At 66.5% G+C, this 15,841-nt stretch carries 21 protein-coding genes; 11 read left to right on the forward strand and 10 right to left on the reverse strand.

The features are described 5' to 3' along the window. The first annotated feature begins 4 nt into the window (after nt 1–4). From nudB to QFZ47_RS18310, 7 genes are all read left to right on the forward strand, one after another. Nucleotides 5–478 (forward strand): dihydroneopterin triphosphate diphosphatase, encoded by a 474-nt coding sequence (gene nudB, locus QFZ47_RS18280; protein WP_307656966.1) that lies wholly within the window; start codon nt 5–7, stop codon nt 476–478. Then, on the forward strand, nt 475–1,227 hold the full coding sequence (locus QFZ47_RS18285) for an endonuclease/exonuclease/phosphatase family protein (protein WP_307656967.1): 753 nt from the start codon (nt 475–477) through the stop codon (nt 1,225–1,227). The genes nudB and QFZ47_RS18285 overlap by 4 nt, the downstream gene beginning before the upstream one ends. A gap of 64 nt (nt 1,228–1,291) precedes the next feature. Next, on the forward strand, nt 1,292–2,023 hold the full coding sequence (folE, locus tag QFZ47_RS18290) for a GTP cyclohydrolase I (protein ID WP_021008797.1): 732 nt from the start codon (nt 1,292–1,294) through the stop codon (nt 2,021–2,023). Nucleotides 2,024–2,025: 2 nt separating this feature from the next. Continuing rightward, entirely contained in the window at nt 2,026–2,448 is a 423-nt protein-coding gene (locus QFZ47_RS18295) for a BLUF domain-containing protein (protein WP_307656968.1), read from the forward strand. Between the two features lie 17 nt (nt 2,449–2,465). After that, nucleotides 2,466–3,347, forward strand: coding sequence for a DMT family transporter (locus QFZ47_RS18300; RefSeq protein WP_307656969.1), 882 nt, complete (start codon nt 2,466–2,468; stop codon nt 3,345–3,347). 2 nt (nt 3,348–3,349) lie between these two features. Next, a complete protein-coding gene (locus QFZ47_RS18305) occupies nt 3,350–4,186 on the forward strand; it encodes a DUF429 domain-containing protein (protein WP_307656970.1) in 837 nt (278 codons plus the stop codon). Between the two features lie 131 nt (nt 4,187–4,317). After that, nucleotides 4,318–4,818, forward strand: a complete 501-nt coding sequence (locus QFZ47_RS18310) for a BON domain-containing protein (protein ID WP_307656971.1) — start codon at nt 4,318–4,320, stop codon at nt 4,816–4,818. A 93-nt stretch (nt 4,819–4,911) separates the two neighbouring features. On the opposite strand, the gene QFZ47_RS18315 is transcribed toward QFZ47_RS18310, so the two are convergent. The 6 genes from QFZ47_RS18315 to QFZ47_RS18340 form a co-directional block, all read right to left on the reverse strand. Further along, complete coding sequence (locus QFZ47_RS18315) at nt 4,912–5,472, reverse strand: ferritin-like domain-containing protein (RefSeq protein WP_307656972.1); 561 nt, start codon at nt 5,470–5,472, stop codon at nt 4,912–4,914. Then, entirely contained in the window at nt 5,469–5,960 is a 492-nt protein-coding gene (locus tag QFZ47_RS18320; protein ID WP_307656973.1) for a hypothetical protein, read from the reverse strand. The genes QFZ47_RS18315 and QFZ47_RS18320 overlap by 4 nt, the downstream gene beginning before the upstream one ends. Beyond that, complete coding sequence (locus tag QFZ47_RS18325; protein ID WP_307656974.1) at nt 5,947–6,330, reverse strand: phage holin family protein; 384 nt, start codon at nt 6,328–6,330, stop codon at nt 5,947–5,949. The genes QFZ47_RS18320 and QFZ47_RS18325 overlap by 14 nt, the downstream gene beginning before the upstream one ends. A gap of 47 nt (nt 6,331–6,377) precedes the next feature. Beyond that, a complete protein-coding gene (locus QFZ47_RS18330; protein WP_307656975.1) occupies nt 6,378–6,653 on the reverse strand; it encodes a hypothetical protein in 276 nt (91 codons plus the stop codon). A gap of 153 nt (nt 6,654–6,806) precedes the next feature. Beyond that, complete coding sequence (locus QFZ47_RS18335) at nt 6,807–6,971, reverse strand: DUF1328 domain-containing protein (RefSeq protein WP_015866884.1); 165 nt, start codon at nt 6,969–6,971, stop codon at nt 6,807–6,809. A gap of 192 nt (nt 6,972–7,163) precedes the next feature. Next, complete coding sequence (locus QFZ47_RS18340; protein ID WP_370880591.1) at nt 7,164–8,507, reverse strand: CHASE3 domain-containing protein; 1,344 nt, start codon at nt 8,505–8,507, stop codon at nt 7,164–7,166. Nucleotides 8,508–8,614: 107 nt separating this feature from the next. Between QFZ47_RS18340 and QFZ47_RS18345 the strand changes: the two genes are divergently transcribed. Continuing rightward, the gene (locus QFZ47_RS18345) at nt 8,615–9,247 is read left to right on the forward strand and encodes a response regulator (RefSeq protein WP_007837167.1); all 633 of its coding nucleotides are present in this window, start codon (nt 8,615–8,617) and stop codon (nt 9,245–9,247) included. Nucleotides 9,248–9,299: 52 nt separating this feature from the next. Here the strand turns inward: QFZ47_RS18345 and QFZ47_RS18350 are convergent, their stop codons facing one another. After that, on the reverse strand, nt 9,300–9,713 hold the full coding sequence (locus QFZ47_RS18350; RefSeq protein WP_015866881.1) for a response regulator: 414 nt from the start codon (nt 9,711–9,713) through the stop codon (nt 9,300–9,302). Between the two features lie 234 nt (nt 9,714–9,947). On the opposite strand from QFZ47_RS18350, the gene QFZ47_RS18355 reads away from it, so the two are divergent. Then, nucleotides 9,948–11,957 carry an AsmA family protein gene (locus QFZ47_RS18355; RefSeq protein ID WP_307656976.1) on the forward strand — a complete coding sequence of 670 codons (2,010 nt, stop codon included), beginning with the start codon at nt 9,948–9,950 and terminating at the stop codon, nt 11,955–11,957. Nucleotides 11,958–11,972: 15 nt separating this feature from the next. Here the strand turns inward: QFZ47_RS18355 and QFZ47_RS18360 are convergent, their stop codons facing one another. The 3 genes from QFZ47_RS18360 to gpmA form a co-directional block, all read right to left on the reverse strand. Then, the gene (locus QFZ47_RS18360; protein ID WP_307656977.1) at nt 11,973–12,731 is read right to left on the reverse strand and encodes a HesA/MoeB/ThiF family protein; all 759 of its coding nucleotides are present in this window, start codon (nt 12,729–12,731) and stop codon (nt 11,973–11,975) included. A 40-nt stretch (nt 12,732–12,771) separates the two neighbouring features. Next, entirely contained in the window at nt 12,772–14,214 is a 1,443-nt protein-coding gene (locus QFZ47_RS18365; RefSeq protein WP_307658967.1) for a S41 family peptidase, read from the reverse strand. A gap of 110 nt (nt 14,215–14,324) precedes the next feature. After that, nucleotides 14,325–15,068 (reverse strand): 2,3-diphosphoglycerate-dependent phosphoglycerate mutase, encoded by a 744-nt coding sequence (gpmA, locus tag QFZ47_RS18370; RefSeq protein WP_307656978.1) that lies wholly within the window; start codon nt 15,066–15,068, stop codon nt 14,325–14,327. A 106-nt stretch (nt 15,069–15,174) separates the two neighbouring features. Between gpmA and QFZ47_RS18375 the strand changes: the two genes are divergently transcribed. Together QFZ47_RS18375 and grxC are read left to right on the forward strand one after the other, a co-directional pair. Then, the gene (locus QFZ47_RS18375) at nt 15,175–15,558 is read left to right on the forward strand and encodes a rhodanese-like domain-containing protein (RefSeq protein WP_370880641.1); all 384 of its coding nucleotides are present in this window, start codon (nt 15,175–15,177) and stop codon (nt 15,556–15,558) included. Nucleotides 15,559–15,578: 20 nt separating this feature from the next. Next, complete coding sequence (grxC, locus tag QFZ47_RS18380) at nt 15,579–15,839, forward strand: glutaredoxin 3 (protein WP_307656979.1); 261 nt, start codon at nt 15,579–15,581, stop codon at nt 15,837–15,839. Nucleotides 15,840–15,841: the final 2 nt, after the last annotated feature.

Below are 15,841 nucleotides of genomic sequence, written 5' to 3' on the forward strand. Positions count from 1 at the left end.
GCCCATGACCGCCAGCGCCCGGCCCTGGAAGATTCCGGAGTCGGTGCTGGTCGTCATCCACACGCCGGCGCTCGAGGTGCTGCTGATCCGCCGCGCCGATGCCGACGAGTTCTGGCAATCGGTCACCGGCAGCAAGGACGCGGCCGACGAGCCATTGGCGCTCACCGCGGCGCGCGAGGTGGCCGAGGAAACCGGCATCCAGTGCGGCGAGGGCAGCCCGCTCGCATCGCGGCTGGTCGACTGGCAGCTGCGCAACGTCTACGAAATCTATCCGCGCTGGCGCTCGCGCTATGCGCCCGGCGTGACGCACAACACCGAGCACCTGTTCGGCCTGTGCGTGCCCGAGCGCCTGGTGCCCACGCTGGCGCCCCGCGAGCACACCCACTGGAAGTGGCTGCCCTACCGCGTGGCGGCCGAAGCGTGCTTTTCCCCGTCCAACGCCGAAGCCATTCTGTTGCTGCCAGAATTTGTGCGATGAACCTGCCGGCATACAACCTCCGGGTGGCCACCTACAACATCCACAAGGGTGTGCAGGGCATCGGGCTGGCCCGGCGCCTGGAGATCCACAACCTGGGCCATGCCATCGAGCAGCTCGACGCCGACATCGTCTGCCTGCAGGAAGTGCGCAAGATGAACCGGCAGGCCGCGCTGCGTTTCGAGCGCTGGCCCGAGCTTCCGCAGGCCGACTTCCTTGCGCCCGAGGGCTACACCGCCGTCTACGAAACCAATGCCATCACGCGCCACGGCGAGCACGGCAATGCGCTCTTGACCCGCTGGCCGGTGATCCGCACCGGCCACCAGGACATTTCCGATCACCGCTTCGAGCAGCGCGGCCTGCTGCATGTGGTGATCGAAGTGGAGGGCCGCCCGGTGCATGCCATCGTGGTCCACCTGGGGCTCATCAAGGGCAGCCGCGTGCGCCAGGTTGCCAGGCTGCGAGAGTTCATCGACCTCGAGGTGCCGGCCGGCGAGGCGGTGGTCGTGGCCGGCGACTTCAACGACTGGGGCGCGCGCATGCGCTACGCCATGAACGCCATGGGCCTGCGCGACGCCAGCGACCTGCGCGGGCCGCGAACCCTCACCTACCCGTCGCGCCTGCCGGTGGCGCAGCTCGATTTCGTCTATGGGCGCGAGCTCGAACCGGTGGCCTGTTCGGTGCCGCGCGGGCCCATCTGGGCACGCATGTCCGACCACCTGCCGCTGGTGGCCGATTTTGCGCTGGCATGAATTGCGCTTGCGCGGTGTTCCCCGCCGGGCGCTGGCAAAATGCGTTCGCTGATACCATGCGCGGATGCTGAGGAAAACCGACGTGGAACCGCGCCCTGATGGCAACAACGACGATGAGGGCACGCCCGTCTCGGTGAAGATCCGCGAGCGCCTGACCGCCGCGCGCAAGCGCTTCAACGCCAACGACAACATCGCCGAGTTCATCGAACCCGGCGAACTCGAGTCGCTGCTCGACGAGGTCGAGGTCAAGATGAAGGGCGTGCTCGAAAGCCTGGTGATCGACCTCGAGAACGATCACAACACCGGCAACACCGCGCGCCGCGTGGCCAAGATGTACCTGAACGAAGTGTTCAAGGGCCGCTACGTGGCGCCGCCTTCGCTCACCGAATTCCCCAACGCCGAGCACCTGAACGAGCTGATGATCGTCGGCCCGATCACCGTGCGCAGCGCCTGCTCGCACCACTTCTGCCCGATCATCGGCAAGCTGTGGATCGGCATCATGCCCAACGAGCACACCAACGTCATCGGCCTGTCGAAGTACGCACGCCTTGCCGAATGGGTGATGGGCCGTCCGCAGATCCAGGAAGAGGCGGTGGTGCAGCTGGCCGACCTGATCCAGGAAAAGACGCAGCCCGACGGCCTGGCGCTCGTGATGGAAGCCGAGCATTTCTGCATGGCCTGGCGCGGCGTGAAGGAAATGGACAGCAAGATGATCAACTCCGTCATGCGCGGCGTGTTCCTGAAGGACCCGAGCCTGCGCCGCGAATTCCTTTCCCTGCTGCCACGAAGGAGCTGAACATGCTGGTCCGCCTTCTCTACGCCAGCCGCGCCGTCGACACCAGCCCCGAGGCCGTCGAGGCCATCCTCGCGCAATCGCGCACGCACAACACGGCCTGCGGCATCACCGGCATTCTTTGCTACGGTGCGGGCACCTTCCTGCAGGCCATCGAAGGCGGACGCATGGCCATCAGCGAGCTCTACGGCCACATCCAGCGCGATGCCCGCCACAAGGACGTGGTGCTGCTGCACTACGAAGAAATTTCCGAGCGCCGCTTCGGCGGCTGGACCATGGGGCAGGTCAACCTCTCCAAGCTCAATGCCTCGACCCTGCTCAAGTATTCGGAAAAGCCCGAGCTCAATCCGTACGCGGTGTCGGGCAAGGTCTCGCTCGCGCTGCTCGAAGAATTGATGGCCACCGCCGCCATCGTCGGGCGCCACTAAGCCCCGTTTCTTCCGGGGTGCCACTCTCCGCCTTCGCGCTGATCCTGCTGGCCGGGATCATTCATGCCAGCTGGAACATCGCCGCCAAGAAGGCGAACGGCGATGCGCGCTTCGCGTTTCAGAGCGGCGTTTTCATGGCCGTCGTCTGGGCGCCGGTGGGCATCACGCTGGGCTGGCGCGTGGTGCCGGACTGGGGCCTGCGGGAGTGGGGCTTCATCGCGCTGAGCGGCGTGCTGCACGTCTTCTACTACGTCATCCTGCTGCGCGGCTACCGCAAGTCCGATCTCACGGTGGTCTATCCGCTGGCGCGCGGCTCGGGTCCGCTGCTGTCGTCGCTGGTCGCGATCCTGTTCCTGGGCGAGCGCATCAGCCTGATGGGCGTGGCGGGCATCGCGGGCGTGGTGCTCGGCGTGTTCCTGGTGGCGGGCGGTCCGGGCCTCTGGCGCAAAAAGCATGACCCCGTCCAGCGCGCGCGGGTGCACAAGGGCATCCGCTACGGCGTGCTGACCGGCGCCTTCATCGCGGCCTACACGGTGGCCGACAGCTATGCGGTGAAGTTCCTGGCGATGTCGCCGATCCTGCTCGACTACTTCAGCAACTTCGTGCGCGTGGGCCTGCTGCTGCCTGCGGCGCTGCACGACCGCGCCGCCACCGCGCGGATGTGGCGCGCGCAGTGGAAGTACGCGTTGCTGGTGGCGGCGATCAGCCCGGTTTCCTACGTGCTCGTGCTCTATGCGGTGCAGCAGGCGCCCATTTCCCACGTCGCGCCGGCGCGCGAGGTCTCGATGCTGTTCGCCGCGCTGATCGGTGGCCACCTGCTGCGCGAGGGCGACCGCCTGCTGCGGCTGCTGGGCGCCGCCTTCATCGCGGCCGGCGTGGTGGCGCTCGCGCTGGGGTGAGGATGAAGAACCCGGCGCTGCTCTTCGGCTGCGATTTCTCTTGCGCACCCACGGCGCGAAAGCCGATCGTCGTGGCCGGTGGCCACATCGGCGATGCGGGCGAGCTGGTGCTGGGGGATCTGCTGCGCTTCACGGCGCTCGATGCCTGGGCCGAATGGCTGCGCAGCGAACCCGCGTGGATCGGCGGCTTCGACTTTCCGTTCGGGCTTCCGCGCGAACTGGTGGAGCATCTGCAATGGCCCAGGGAGTGGAATGCGCTCATGACGCACTATGCGGACCTGAGCCGCGCCGAGATCCGCGCCACCTTCGCGGCCTTCTGTGCCGCCCGCCCGGTCGGCGGGAAGTTCGCGCATCGGGCGACCGACGGGCCTGCCGGGTCCAGCACGTCGATGAAATGGGTCAACCCGCCCGTGGCCTTCATGCTTCATGCGGGCGTGCCGCCGCTGCTGGACGCGGGCGCGAGCCTACCGGGGCTGCACATCGGCAGCAACGGCAGCCGCGTTGCGCTGGAGGCCTATCCGGGGCTGCTGGCGCGCGAGCTGATCGGGCGCCGCAGCTACAAGAGTGACGAGTCCGCGAAGCAGACACCCGAGCGGCTGGCGGCACGGACCGACCTGCTTGCGGCGCTGGAAGCGGGCACCACGCGGCTCGGCTTGCGGCTGGCCCTCAGTGGCGCCCAGCGCGTCGAGCTGCTGGGCGACGCCCGCGGCGACCACATCGACGCGGTGCTCTGCCTCGTGCAGGCCGCCTGGAGCGCGCAGCGCGCTTCCACACCCGGCCCGGGCTACGGCTTGCCGGAGCAGTTCGATCCGCTCGAAGGCTGGATCGTCACGGCTTGACCCTTCCGTCCTACAGGGTTTCGCGCCGCCGGCCATCCCTGCCTGCGCGGTCCTAAAGCTAGAGTGAAACGTGGTGGTCCCTGTCGGGCCACGCCTTTTCCTGCTCCCTGCGAGCGACCGGAGGATTCCAAATGAACAATATTCGTCAAACAATCATCGCCATGCCGTCTTCGCGCGCATGGTTCGCCGTGCTGCTGGCCGGCGCCGCGCTGACCCTCGCCGCGTGCGACAACGCAGGCAACCGCACGGCGGGCGAGAAGCTCGACAGCGCCATCGAAAAGACCGGGAAGGCGGCCGACACGGCGGCCGCCAAGACCGCGGAGGCCCTCAAGGACGCGAAGGCGAAGATCGACGCCTCCGGCACCGCCGCCGAGGTGAAGGACGCCGCAAAGAACGCCGGTGCGGCCGTGAGCGCCACGGTGGACGATGCCGCGATCACCGCATCGGTGTCCGCGGGCCTGGCGAAGGACCCGGACCTGAGCGCGATCAAGATCGACGTCGACACTAAGGGCGGCGTCGTGAGCCTCAAGGGGCCCGCACCCACAGCCGCTGCCAAGGCACGTGCCGAGGAAATCGCCAAGGGCGTGCAGGGCGTGACCTCGGTGAACAACCAGCTCGAGGTCAGGGGCTGACCGCTTCCTTCGTTCTCCCTCGAGAAAAAGAAAAAGCCCGGTCCGCCCGGGCTTTTTGCTGGGTGACCGGCCGCGCACAGGCCCCGATACCGCTCAGTGGCCGAGCCAATCCTTGAGTTCGTCCGCGTGCTCTTCCTCGTCGGAAAGAATGTCTTCCAGCATGCGCCGGGTGGTCGGGTCCTTGTCGCCGATCAGCGCGATCATCTGCCGATACGTTTCCACGGCGATGCGCTCGGCCACGAGATTGGCGCGCACCATGGCCTGCAGCTCGGTGGACTCGTCGTAGCTCGCATGGCTGCGATCGAGCAGGTGCGTCGGCGCAAAGTCCGGTTCTCCGCCCAGTTGCACGATGCGTTCCGCGATGCGGTCGGCATGGGCCGACTCCTGGTTGGCGTGCACCAGGAATTCTTCGGCGATCTTCGGCGACGACACGCCGTTGGCGGTGAAATAGTGGCGCTTGTAGCGCAGCACGCAGACCAGTTCGGTGGCCAGCGCGTCGTTCAGCAGCTTGAGGACATCGTCGCGCCAGGGGCCGTAGCTTGGCGTGACCGCGCCTTCGTCGAGGCTCCTGGCGGCAGCGCCGATGGCTTGTTCGTCGAGCACCAGGCGCTGATGTTTTGTCGCGCCCGTGGCGGTGGAAGCATTGGCATTCATGGAGAGTCCTTTCGTGGGCTGGTGTTTTTCCGCATCAACGTGTTGACGACGTCAGCCACGTCGGATGTCTTGAGCACAGCCGCCAGCACCGCCGTGAAGGAAAGCAGGCGCCACGGCTTGGTCAGCACGATCACCGCCCCCGTGGCCGCTGCCAGCGCCATGAGCTTGGCCGGTTCCTTGCGGGCGTAGTGTTCGAGCAGGGGGCGGGCGAGCTGGCCCATCGCATGCGCTGGATGGCGGCGCCACCAGCGCTCGGTCATGCTGCGCGCCATCGATGCCCACTGATTGCGGCCGCGCATGGAAGATTCCCGGTCTGCCGCTTCACCGCCGGCGTGCATTCCTGCCGGATGTTCCTGCGCTGCGCTGCGACTGCCGCGGTTGCCGCTGCTCTCGGGCTCGTCTTCGCCGTTCAGTTGCCTGACGAGTGCACGGCGCGAGATGGCAAGCCGCTCCTGCGGCGTCAGGAAACTGCGCTCATCTGTGTTCATGGCGAGCTCCTGCCTCGTGCAATGCCCTCAGGTCGGCATCGACCTGGGCGCGCAAATCGTCGAATCCATAGCCCGGGAACGGCCGCGCCGCCATCCAGGCGCAGATTCCGGCGACCGCCAGGGCAACGCCGGGCACGGCCACCAGCACCCAGTGGAAGCTGCCATGGAGCACGCCCATGAGCACGGCCACGCCGATGAGCCCCAGGGCCAGCATGGCACTGGCCGCCGCCAGCACGCCGGCCACGATGCGGGCAACGATGCCGCGCCCCGCTTCCGAGGCCTCCTGTCTTACCAGTGCCGCGTAGTTGGCGGCGTGGTCGGCGATGAGTTCCGGATGCCCGAGCACCGTGGAAAAAATCGGATGAAGCATGGTGCGCGGAACCGGTGGAACTGCGTGCGTGTCTTCAGCGGATCAGATCAATAGTCGTCCCGGCGGTTGCGGCTGGCCAGCACGATGAGGGCCGTGATTGCGGCGCCGGCCGCGGCTGCAATCAGCACCGAGCGCACGGGCTGGTCGGAGATGTAGCGTCCGGTGACGTCGGCCGCCTGTTCCAGCCGGCGCTGTGCACGTGCGCTCGTGGTCGAGGCCGCATCGAGGCCGCGCTGCACCGCCTGCTGTACGCGTGCCGCCAGTTGTTCGACCGCGGGGTTCCGCGTCGCGGCGCAATTCGCGGACCTTCTCGCCAGCCGCATTCACCGCGTTCTGTGCATAGGCCCGGGTCGTTTCAACCGCATCGTTGGCGGTCTGGCGGGCCTCGTCGGCAACTTGCGAGGGAGTCTTGGTCGTGTTCATGAATTTTCCTTTCCGGGGAGGTGAATTGCGGGAGCCTGTGGATCGTACCTACGCTACTTGCGTCGTAGCAAGCCGGCCAGGAAACTGGCGATGGCAAGCACGGCGAAGATCACGAAAAGGATCTTGGCGATCCCTACCGCGCTGGCTGCAATGCCGCCGAAACCGAACACGGCGGCAATCAGCGCGATGACCAGAAACACCACTGCGTAATACAACATGTGGACTCCTTCGAGGCTTCGCTCGTTGTTTTGAAATTGCTCGTTCAAGACGAAATGAACGGCACGTCGCCAACCTTAAGTGGGGCCCCCCGCGAGGAGCTGTCAGCGGCTGGGCGCGGGGAGCGTAGGAGATGGCCGAGTTCCTTGCGCGCCGATCCGTGCAGAAATACCGAAGGGGGTGCCGGCAAGAGGTCAGTGGGGCTTCGCGCTGGGCAGCATGGCGCTCACGCGAGTTCCCCGGCCCGGCGTCGACGTGATCGTGAGCTTGCCGCGGGCCGCCTCGACCCGGTGGCGCATGCCCGCGAGGCCATGCGTCAACGGACGGATGCGCTGGGGGTCGAAGCCCTTTCCGTTGTCGGCCACTTCCACGACCGCGTGGTTCTCGTAGTTCTTCAGGACGATCGTCGCTTCGCTGGCCTCGGCGTACTTGCCGATGTTGGTCAGGCTCTCCTGCACCATGCGGTAGATCGTGAGCTGGCGCGACTCGTCCATGGCCACCGGTTCGAGCGCCATCTGGATCTGGATGCCCGAGCGCTCGGCGAACTCGCGCCCGAGAATCTCGAGCGATGCGACCAGCCCGAGGTTCGACAGCGACGACGGCCGCAGGTCTTCGATGATGCGGCGCTTGAGCGCGATGCCGCTGTTGAGCAGCTCGGTCAGGTGCTGCAGCCGCTGGGTGGCGTCGGGCGCTTCCAGCAGCCTCGACTTGAGGCGGGCCACGTCGAGCTTGGCGGCGGTCAGCAGCGAGCCGAGCTCGTCATGCAGCTCCCGCGCGAGATAGCCGCGCTCGGTTTCGCGCACATCCTGCAGGTGGGTGGCCAGTTCGGCCAGCGATGCGGTGCGTTCGCGCACTTCGTCTTCGAGCGCGTTGCGTTCGCGCTGCAGTGTTTCCTGCTGGCGCTCTCCGATGGAGCGCAGCGCATGCGCCTGCCGCAGGTACAGGAAGAAGGCAAGGAACGCGGCAAGCGCCACAATGGCGGTACCGATGCGCGCCAGCCGCAGCGACTTCATCACCTGGATCTGGCTTTGGTGCAGGGTTTCGTTGCTGATGTCCGCCAATTCGCCGGCGGTCTTGCGAATGGAATCCATTTCCTCGCGCCCCACGTCCGTCGTGATGACGAATTTCCAGGCCTCCTCCTTGCCGTCCTGCCGCAGCCGCACGCTCATGTCCATTTCGGCGATCTTGCGCAGCACATGCTTCGAAAGCTCCGCCAGCCGCGTGCGCTCGACCGGGCGTTCGGCGTACAGTTGGCCCAACGCCGCAAGATGGCCGTCGACCTGCCTGACCGCCGTGTCGTAGGGTTGCCGGTAGCTGGCTTCGCCGGTCAGGAGGTAGCCTCGCTGGCCGGTTTCGGCGTCGAGCATGTTCTGCAGGATCTGGTTGAGCGTACCGCGCACCTTCAGCGCCGCGTCGATGTCTGCCAGGGCGCGGCTCGACTGGCGGTATCCGGCCTCGTTGATTCCAACGAGGGCCAGCGCGGCCAGCGCCGCGAGCAGCAGGCTCACGGCCATTTTTGGAAGGGCTAACCAATGCATGAAACTTTCGAAGGTGCTTTCAACACAAGTTCGTGAATAATTGACAACAAGTAGGGGACCGGCATGCCGCGGCTTCCACGGACGCGACACAACGAAGAAAGTAACAGATGATCAAAATTGGAATTGTGGACGACCACGCCATCGTGCGATCGGGCCTGAGGCAGTTCTTCTCGGAACACGTGGATTTGCGCGTGGCCGGCGAAGCCGCCAGCGGACGCGAGGCCATCGAGCTCGTGCGCACCACGGAACTCGACGTGCTGGTGATGGACCTTTCCATGCCGGGGCAGAGCGGCATCGACGCGCTCGCCATGATCCGCGCCAAGGCGCCGGACGTGGGCATCCTCATCCTGAGCGGCTACCCTGAAGAGCACTACGCGATGAATCTCATCCGCCAGGGCGCGAGCGGCTACCTCAACAAGGAGTGCGATCCGATCGAGATCGTCAACGCGATCCGCACCATCTCTCTGGGCCGCCGCTACATCACGCCGGCCGTCGCGGAATTGCTGGCGCGCCAACTCGACCGCAAGGACGACGCGGCACCGCACGAGCAGCTGTCGGAAAGAGAATTCCAGGTGTTCCTGAAGCTTGCCAAGGGCGAGACCGCTGGCGACATCGCCAAGACGCTGTCGCTGTCGGTGAAGACCGTCAGCACCTACCGCACGCGCCTGATGGAGAAGATGAACCTGTCCTCCAACAGCGACCTCACGTACTACGCACTGAAGAACAAGCTGATCGATTGACGGCAGCAACCGGCCGCCGCTGGAGAAGACGCGCCCGGGTGCGGCCTGTTCTTCAGCCGGTGCCGCCGGTGCCGCTGGTGGGGCGGTGAGCCACCGCCTCCAGGATGCAGAAATCGACCAGGGCGTCGATCTCGTTCGACTTGTCGAACACCGCATCCACCCCGAACTCGGCGCATCGCCGCCGGATGTCGGGCGTTGCATAGTTGCTGAGCACCACCACTTTCTGGTTCGCCCTGCGCGAAGTGCAGGCCTGGAGCACGCCCAGGCCGCTGCCTTGCTTGAGGAAGAGATCGACCACCGCCAGGTCCCACTCCTCGCTGTGATCGTGCAGCCACTGCCTCGCATGGGCTTCGGTTTCGGCAAAGCCGACCACCGTCGTGCAGGTAAGTTCTTCCAGGGTGCCAATGAGGTTTTCACGGATCGTGAGGTTGTCTTCGACGATGTAGGTCTGCAATCTTGTCTCCATGCCGAACCGCGCTTCCTCTGACATTGGCAGGTGCCTTCGACGCCCCCTGCTGGCGAATGCCTGCACACCGGAAATTTGAGGCGCCGCCGACGAGCATCATGCAAGGTTCGGAGGAAGGGTGTTGTAGGCGGGTTCCGACGAAGGTGCTGGCGAGGCCGTTCCGTAGGCAACGCCTCACGGTTTTTGCGGTCCATTGCCGACCCGCGATGCGACGCGGCGGATATATCCAGTGGCATGGCACCGAACGTCCTTCGCAACCGGCCGCTCTGGCTCAAGCTGCTTGCGGCTTTCGTGCTGCTGCTTGCCGCACTGGCGGTGCTGCTGGTGTTCTTTCCGTGGGATACCTTGCGCGGGCCCGTCAATCGTTACGTCAGCGAGAAGACCGGGCGCAAGTTCGAGATCACGCGCCGGCTCGATGTGGGCATCGGCCTGCGCGGAGCCACCGTCAAGGCCGACGGCATCGAATTTGCCAATCCGCCGTGGGCCCGCGATCCCTACCTGGTCAAGGCCGAGCGCGCCGAATTCGACATCCGGCTGTGGCCCCTCATCACGCAGAGGGTCGTGATTCCGCGGCTCGCGCTTTCGTCGCCCACCCTGGGCCTGCAGATGGAGCCGGACGGGCGCCGCACGTGGGCGCTTGGCAAGGACACCTCCGATCCCGGTACCGTGCCCGTCATCGGCCTGATGGAGATCGACGGCGGCGCGGTCGATTTCCTGGCCATGCACCTGGGGGTCGACCTGCATGCGGACGTGAGCTATGACACCAGCCGCGGCACACTGCCCCTGAGCTATCGCATCAAGGGCCGCTACAAGGGCCAGCCGCTGACGGCCGAGGGCCGCACCGGCAACGTGCTGCAGCTCAAGGCGGCCGGCCAGCCGCCGTTCCCGATGGAGATCGATGGCGCGGCCGGCCACACGCGGCTGAAGGCCACTGGCACGGTGACCGACTTGGCTGACCTCGACGGCATCGAGGCGAAGTTCGATCTCAAGGGCCAGACGCTGGGCGCCCTGTTCCCGTTGCTGGGCATCGCACTGCCGGAGACCTCGCCCTATGCCCTGAGCGGCGATCTGCGCAAGCGCGGCAAGCTGTGGGAGGTGGCGGGACTCAAGGGCCGGCTCGGCCTTTCCGACATTGCCGGCGACATGCGTTTCGACAAGGCCGGCCAGGTGCCGCACCTCGCGGGCGAGTTGCGCTCCCGGCTGATGGACATGGATGACCTGGGCCCGCTGATCGGCCTGCGGCCCACCGAACGCTCGGCCCGGGCGGTGGAAGGCGTGGCGCCGCCGCCGACCATCACCCAGGCCAGGCGCCCCGGCGGCAAGGTGCTGCCCGCGGCCCCTCTCGACTTCGAGCGCGTGCATGCGATGAACGCCGATGTGAAGTACACGGCGGACCGCATCCGGAACGTACGCGACATCCCGCTCGATCGCGGCAGCGTGCAGGTCAAGCTGGCCGACGGCGTGCTGACGCTCGATCCCCTCGACCTCGGCATGGCCGGCGGGAGGATGAGCGGCGCGATCCGCATCGATGCCTCGAAGAATCCGGCAGACATCCGGGCCTCGCTCGACGTGCGCGCGATGCAGCTGGCGCGAGTTTTCCCCAAGCTCGAAACCACGGGCAATAGCGTGGGGCGGCTGGACGGGCGCATCAACCTGTCGGGCCCGGGCAGCACCGTGGCCAACTGGCTCGGGGGCGCGTCGGGCGACGTGGCGGTCATGGCGGGGCGCGGCCAGTTCGGCAACCTGCTGCCTGTGTTCGCGACACTGGTGGGCGGCGACATCATCAAGTTCCTGCTGCGCGGCGACCGCAACGTCGAACTGCGCTGCGCGGCGCTGGCGTTCGACGTGAACAAGGGGCTGATGACGGGTCGCACGCTGATGCTGGACACGACCAATGCCGTGTTCACCGCCACCGGGCAGGCCAACCTGGCCACCGAGGGCCTCGACTTCGTGGTCTACCCGGAGCCCAAGAGCAAGAGCATTTTGTCGGTCCGCACGCCGCTGGTGGTGAGCGGCACCTTCGGCGCACCGAGAGGCGGCCTGAAGGTGGTTCCGCTGGCCCAGCGTGGCCTGGCCGCGCTGGCGCTGGGTGCCGTCAATCCGCTCCTGGCACTGGCCGCGACCGTCGAAAGCGGTCCGGGCGAGGACTCCGATTGCAAGAGCGTGCTGGGGCAGGCCAACAAGCCCAGCGCCGGTCCGGCGGCCGCTGGCGCCGCCAAGGCCAAGGGCGCGAGGGCGCGCTGAGCCGCAGGCGCCCGCTCAGGCGCGCGTGCGCTGCGCGCAGACGCTGCAGTGCGGATCGCGCGCAATCTGCAGCGTATCGAATGCGGTGCGCCGCCCGTCGAACATCAGGAGTTTTCCCGCCAGCGACGGTCCGATGCCGGCGAGCAGCTTCAGCGCTTCGCTGGCCTGCAGCGTGCCGATGGTGCCGACCACCGGGCCGAACACGCCGAGCACCGCGCAGAGCGTTTCCTCGAAGGCCGCGTCGGGCGGAAAGATGCAGGCATAGCAGGGCGAGGCTTCGTCGCGCGTGTCGTACACGCTCAACTGGCCGTCGAAGCGGATGGCGGCGCCCGCCACCAGCGGCTTGCCATGCGCCACGCAGGCGCGGTTGACCGCGTGGCGGGTGGCAAAGTTGTCGCAGCAGTCGACCACCACATCCGCTTGCGCGACCAGGCGCGAGAGCAGCGCCTCGTCGGCGCGGAGGGCGTGCGTCTCGATGGCGATGTCAGGGTTGATGTCGCGCATGGCCTCGGCGGCCGATTCGACCTTGAGCCGGCCCACGCGGGCGTTGGTATGGGCGACCTGGCGCTGCAGGTTGGTGAGATCGACCTCGTCGTCGTCCACCAGCGCGATGTGCCCGACGCCGGCGGCCGCGAGATACAGCGCCACCGGAGAGCCCAGGCCGCCTGCGCCGATGATCAGCACGCGGCCGGCACCGACGCGCGCCTGCCCGTCGATGCCGAACTCCTCGAGAAGAATGTGGCGCGAATAGCGCAGCAGGTCATGATCGTCCATGCGCGCCTCGGCCCCGTCCTACCTTGGTAGCGGCGCGGCTTCAGTTTTCCTTCTTCTCGTCCTTGTTCTCGACAATGACCTGCGTCTTGCTGACCAGCACCGGCTGGCCCTTGAGGCGGTTGAGCGCCTGCACCAGCGGAAAGTCCTTGTCGGTGCCGAATTCAGGCACCTTGCGGTCCTGCGGCGGCTTCTTGGCTTCTTCCTCGAGGCGCTTGCGGGCTTCGTCGCGGGCCTTTTCGCGTTCCGGGTCCTTGGCTTCGGGGCCTTGGCCGCTGGCCAGGTGCTTTTCGAGATCGGCCTCGCGCATGCGCAGGGCGGCGAAGGGGCTGCCCTCGGCGCTTTCGTCGATCAGCACGTTGGGCACGATGCCCTTGGCCTGGATCGAAGTGCCGCTTGGCGTGTAGTAGCGCGCCGTGGTGATCTTGAGGCCCGTGTCCGGTCCGAGCGGGCGCACCGTCTGCACCGAGCCCTTGCCGAAGGTCTGGCTGCCCATGACGGTGGCGCGCTTGTGGTCCTGCAGCGCGCCGGCCACGATTTCGCTGGCCGAGGCCGAGCCTTCGTTCACCAGCACCACCAGCGGCACGTTCTTGAGGGCCGCGGGCAGGTTGCGCAGCGGATCGCTGCCGGAGCGGCGCTGATAGAACTCGGGCGCCGCCTTGTAGACGGATTTGCTCTCGGCCAATTGGCCGTCGGTCGACACCACAGTGACGTTCTCGGGCAGGAAGGCCGCCGAAATGGCGACGGCCGCATCGAGCAGGCCGCCCGGGTCGTTGCGCAGGTCGAGCACCAGGCCCTTGAGGTTGGGCTCTTCCTTGTAGATGTCCTCGACCTTCTTCACGAAATCGTCGACCGTGCGTTCCTGGAACTGCGACAGCCGGATCCAGCCGTAGCCCGGCTCCATGACCTTGCCGCGCACCGACTGGGTACGGATTTCCTCGCGCGTGATCGTGACCGGGAAGGTGCGGCTTTCGTCCTTGCGGAAGATGGTCAGCAGCACCTTGGTGTTGGCCTCGCCGCGCATGCGCTTGACGGCCTCGTTGAGCGACAGGCCGCGCACGGCCGTGTCGTCGATCTTGGTGATCAGGTCGTTGGGCTTGAGGCCCGCGCGGAAGGCCGGCGAGCCCTCGATCGGCGACACCACCTTGATGAGGCCGTCTTCCTGGGAAATCTCGATACCCACACCGACGAAGCGGCCGGTGGTGCCTTCCCTGAATTCCTTGAAGGACTTCTTGTCGAAGTACTGGGAATGCGGATCGAGCCCGGCCACCATCCCCGAAATGGCATCGGAAATGAGCTTTTTCTCGTCGACCGGCTCGACATAGTCGCTCTTGACCATGCCGAACACAGCGGCGAGCTGCTGCAATTCCTCCAGCGGGAGCGGCGCGAGCGAGCCGCGTGCGACCGTCTGCAACGAGACGGTGGTCAGGACGCCGGCAACGGCGCCGGCGGCGACCCAGCCGGTAATCTTCAATTTCTGGCCCATCATGAGTGATTGTCCTTGTCGGCTGTCCAGCCAATATACACAGCTTGGAAGCAAATTGCCTGCCGGGGTTCCACGGGGGAGCTCCGCCGAGGGGCTTTCTTTCTTCTTATTCAGCCCTTGCCCTGCGAGGCCACCGCTGCGGCGGCCTTTTCGGCGGCCGCGGCGTCGCCGAGGTAGTAGTGCCGCAGCGGCTTGAGCTCGTCGTCGAGCTCGTAGACCAGCGGAATGCCGTTCGGAATGTTCAGGCCGACGATGGCGTCGTCGGAAATGCCGTCGAGGTACTTGACCAGCGCCCGGATCGAGTTGCCGTGCGCCGCCACCACCAGGCGGCGCCCGGCGCGGATGGCCGGCGCCATCGATTCGTTCCAGAACGGCAGCACGCGCGCCACCGTGTCCTTCAGGCATTCGGTCAGCGGAATCTGCTCGGGCGAGAGTTTTGCGTAGCGCACGTCGCTGCGTTCGCTGCGCGGGTCGTCGGCTTCCAGCGGCGGTGGCGGGGTGCTGTAGCTGCGGCGCCAGACCAGCACCTGCTCGTCACCGTACTTCTTGGCGGTTTCGGCCTTGTTGAGCCCCTGCAGGCCGCCGTAGTGGCGCTCGTTCAGGCGCCACGAATGCACCACCGGCAGCCAGGTGCGGTCGAGTTCGTCCAGGGTGTGCCAGAGCGTGCGGGTGGCGCGCTTGAGCACGCTGGTGTAGGCCACATCGAAGTCGTAGCCTTCGGCCTTGAGCAGCCGGCCGGCCTGCTTGGCCTGCTCCACGCCGGTTTCGGTCAGGTCGACGTCGGTCCATCCGGTGAAGCGGTTTTCGAGGTTCCAGGTCGATTCGCCATGGCGGATCAGTACCAGTTTGTGCATGTGGGAGGCCTTTGGGAGCGCTTGGGAAAACCAGCATTCTAAAATCCCGGGTTTGCCATCCAAGGAACCCCCCGTGAAATTGATCGAATTCGTCACCGCGAACTGGATGCTGATCCTGATCGCACTCAGCTCGGGTGGCATGCTGGCCTGGCCGCTCGTGCGCGGCGCCGGCGGCGGCACGCTCACGGCCCAGGGGGCGGTGCAGCTCATCAACCGCGAACGCGCGGTGCTGGTCGACGTGCGCGAACCCGAAGAGTTCGCCACCGGCCACATGATCGGCGCCAAGAACGTTCCCCTGAACCAGTTGGAAGAAAAGCTGACCGGTGCGGTCAAGAACAAGAGCGTGCCGCTTCTGCTGGTGTGCGCCACCGGCGCGCGCGCCCAGCGTGCCGTCGCCATGGCCAAGAAACTCGGCTACGAGCAGGCCCAAGCCGTTTCCGGCGGCCTCAAGGCCTGGAAAGACGCTAACCTGCCGGTTGAAAAAGCTTAAGTCTTCCCAAGGTAGAGCGTATGCAAGCCGTCAAGATGTACACCACCGCCTTCTGCCCGTACTGCGTTCGCGCCAAGCAGATCCTCAAGTCCAAGGGAGTCGAGGAGATCGAGGAAATTCGCATCGACAGCGATCCCGTGGCCCGCAGCACCATGATGGAGATCACCCAGCGCCGCACGGTGCCGCAGATCTTCATCGGCGACACCCATGTGGGCGGCTGCGACGACCTGGTGGCGCTGGACAGCCGCGGCGGCCTGATGCCCCTGCTGCAAGCCGCCTGATG

It is taken from the genome of Variovorax paradoxus, assembly GCF_030815975.1.
GTDB classification, from domain to species: Bacteria; Pseudomonadota; Gammaproteobacteria; order Burkholderiales; family Burkholderiaceae_C; genus Variovorax; species Variovorax paradoxus_N.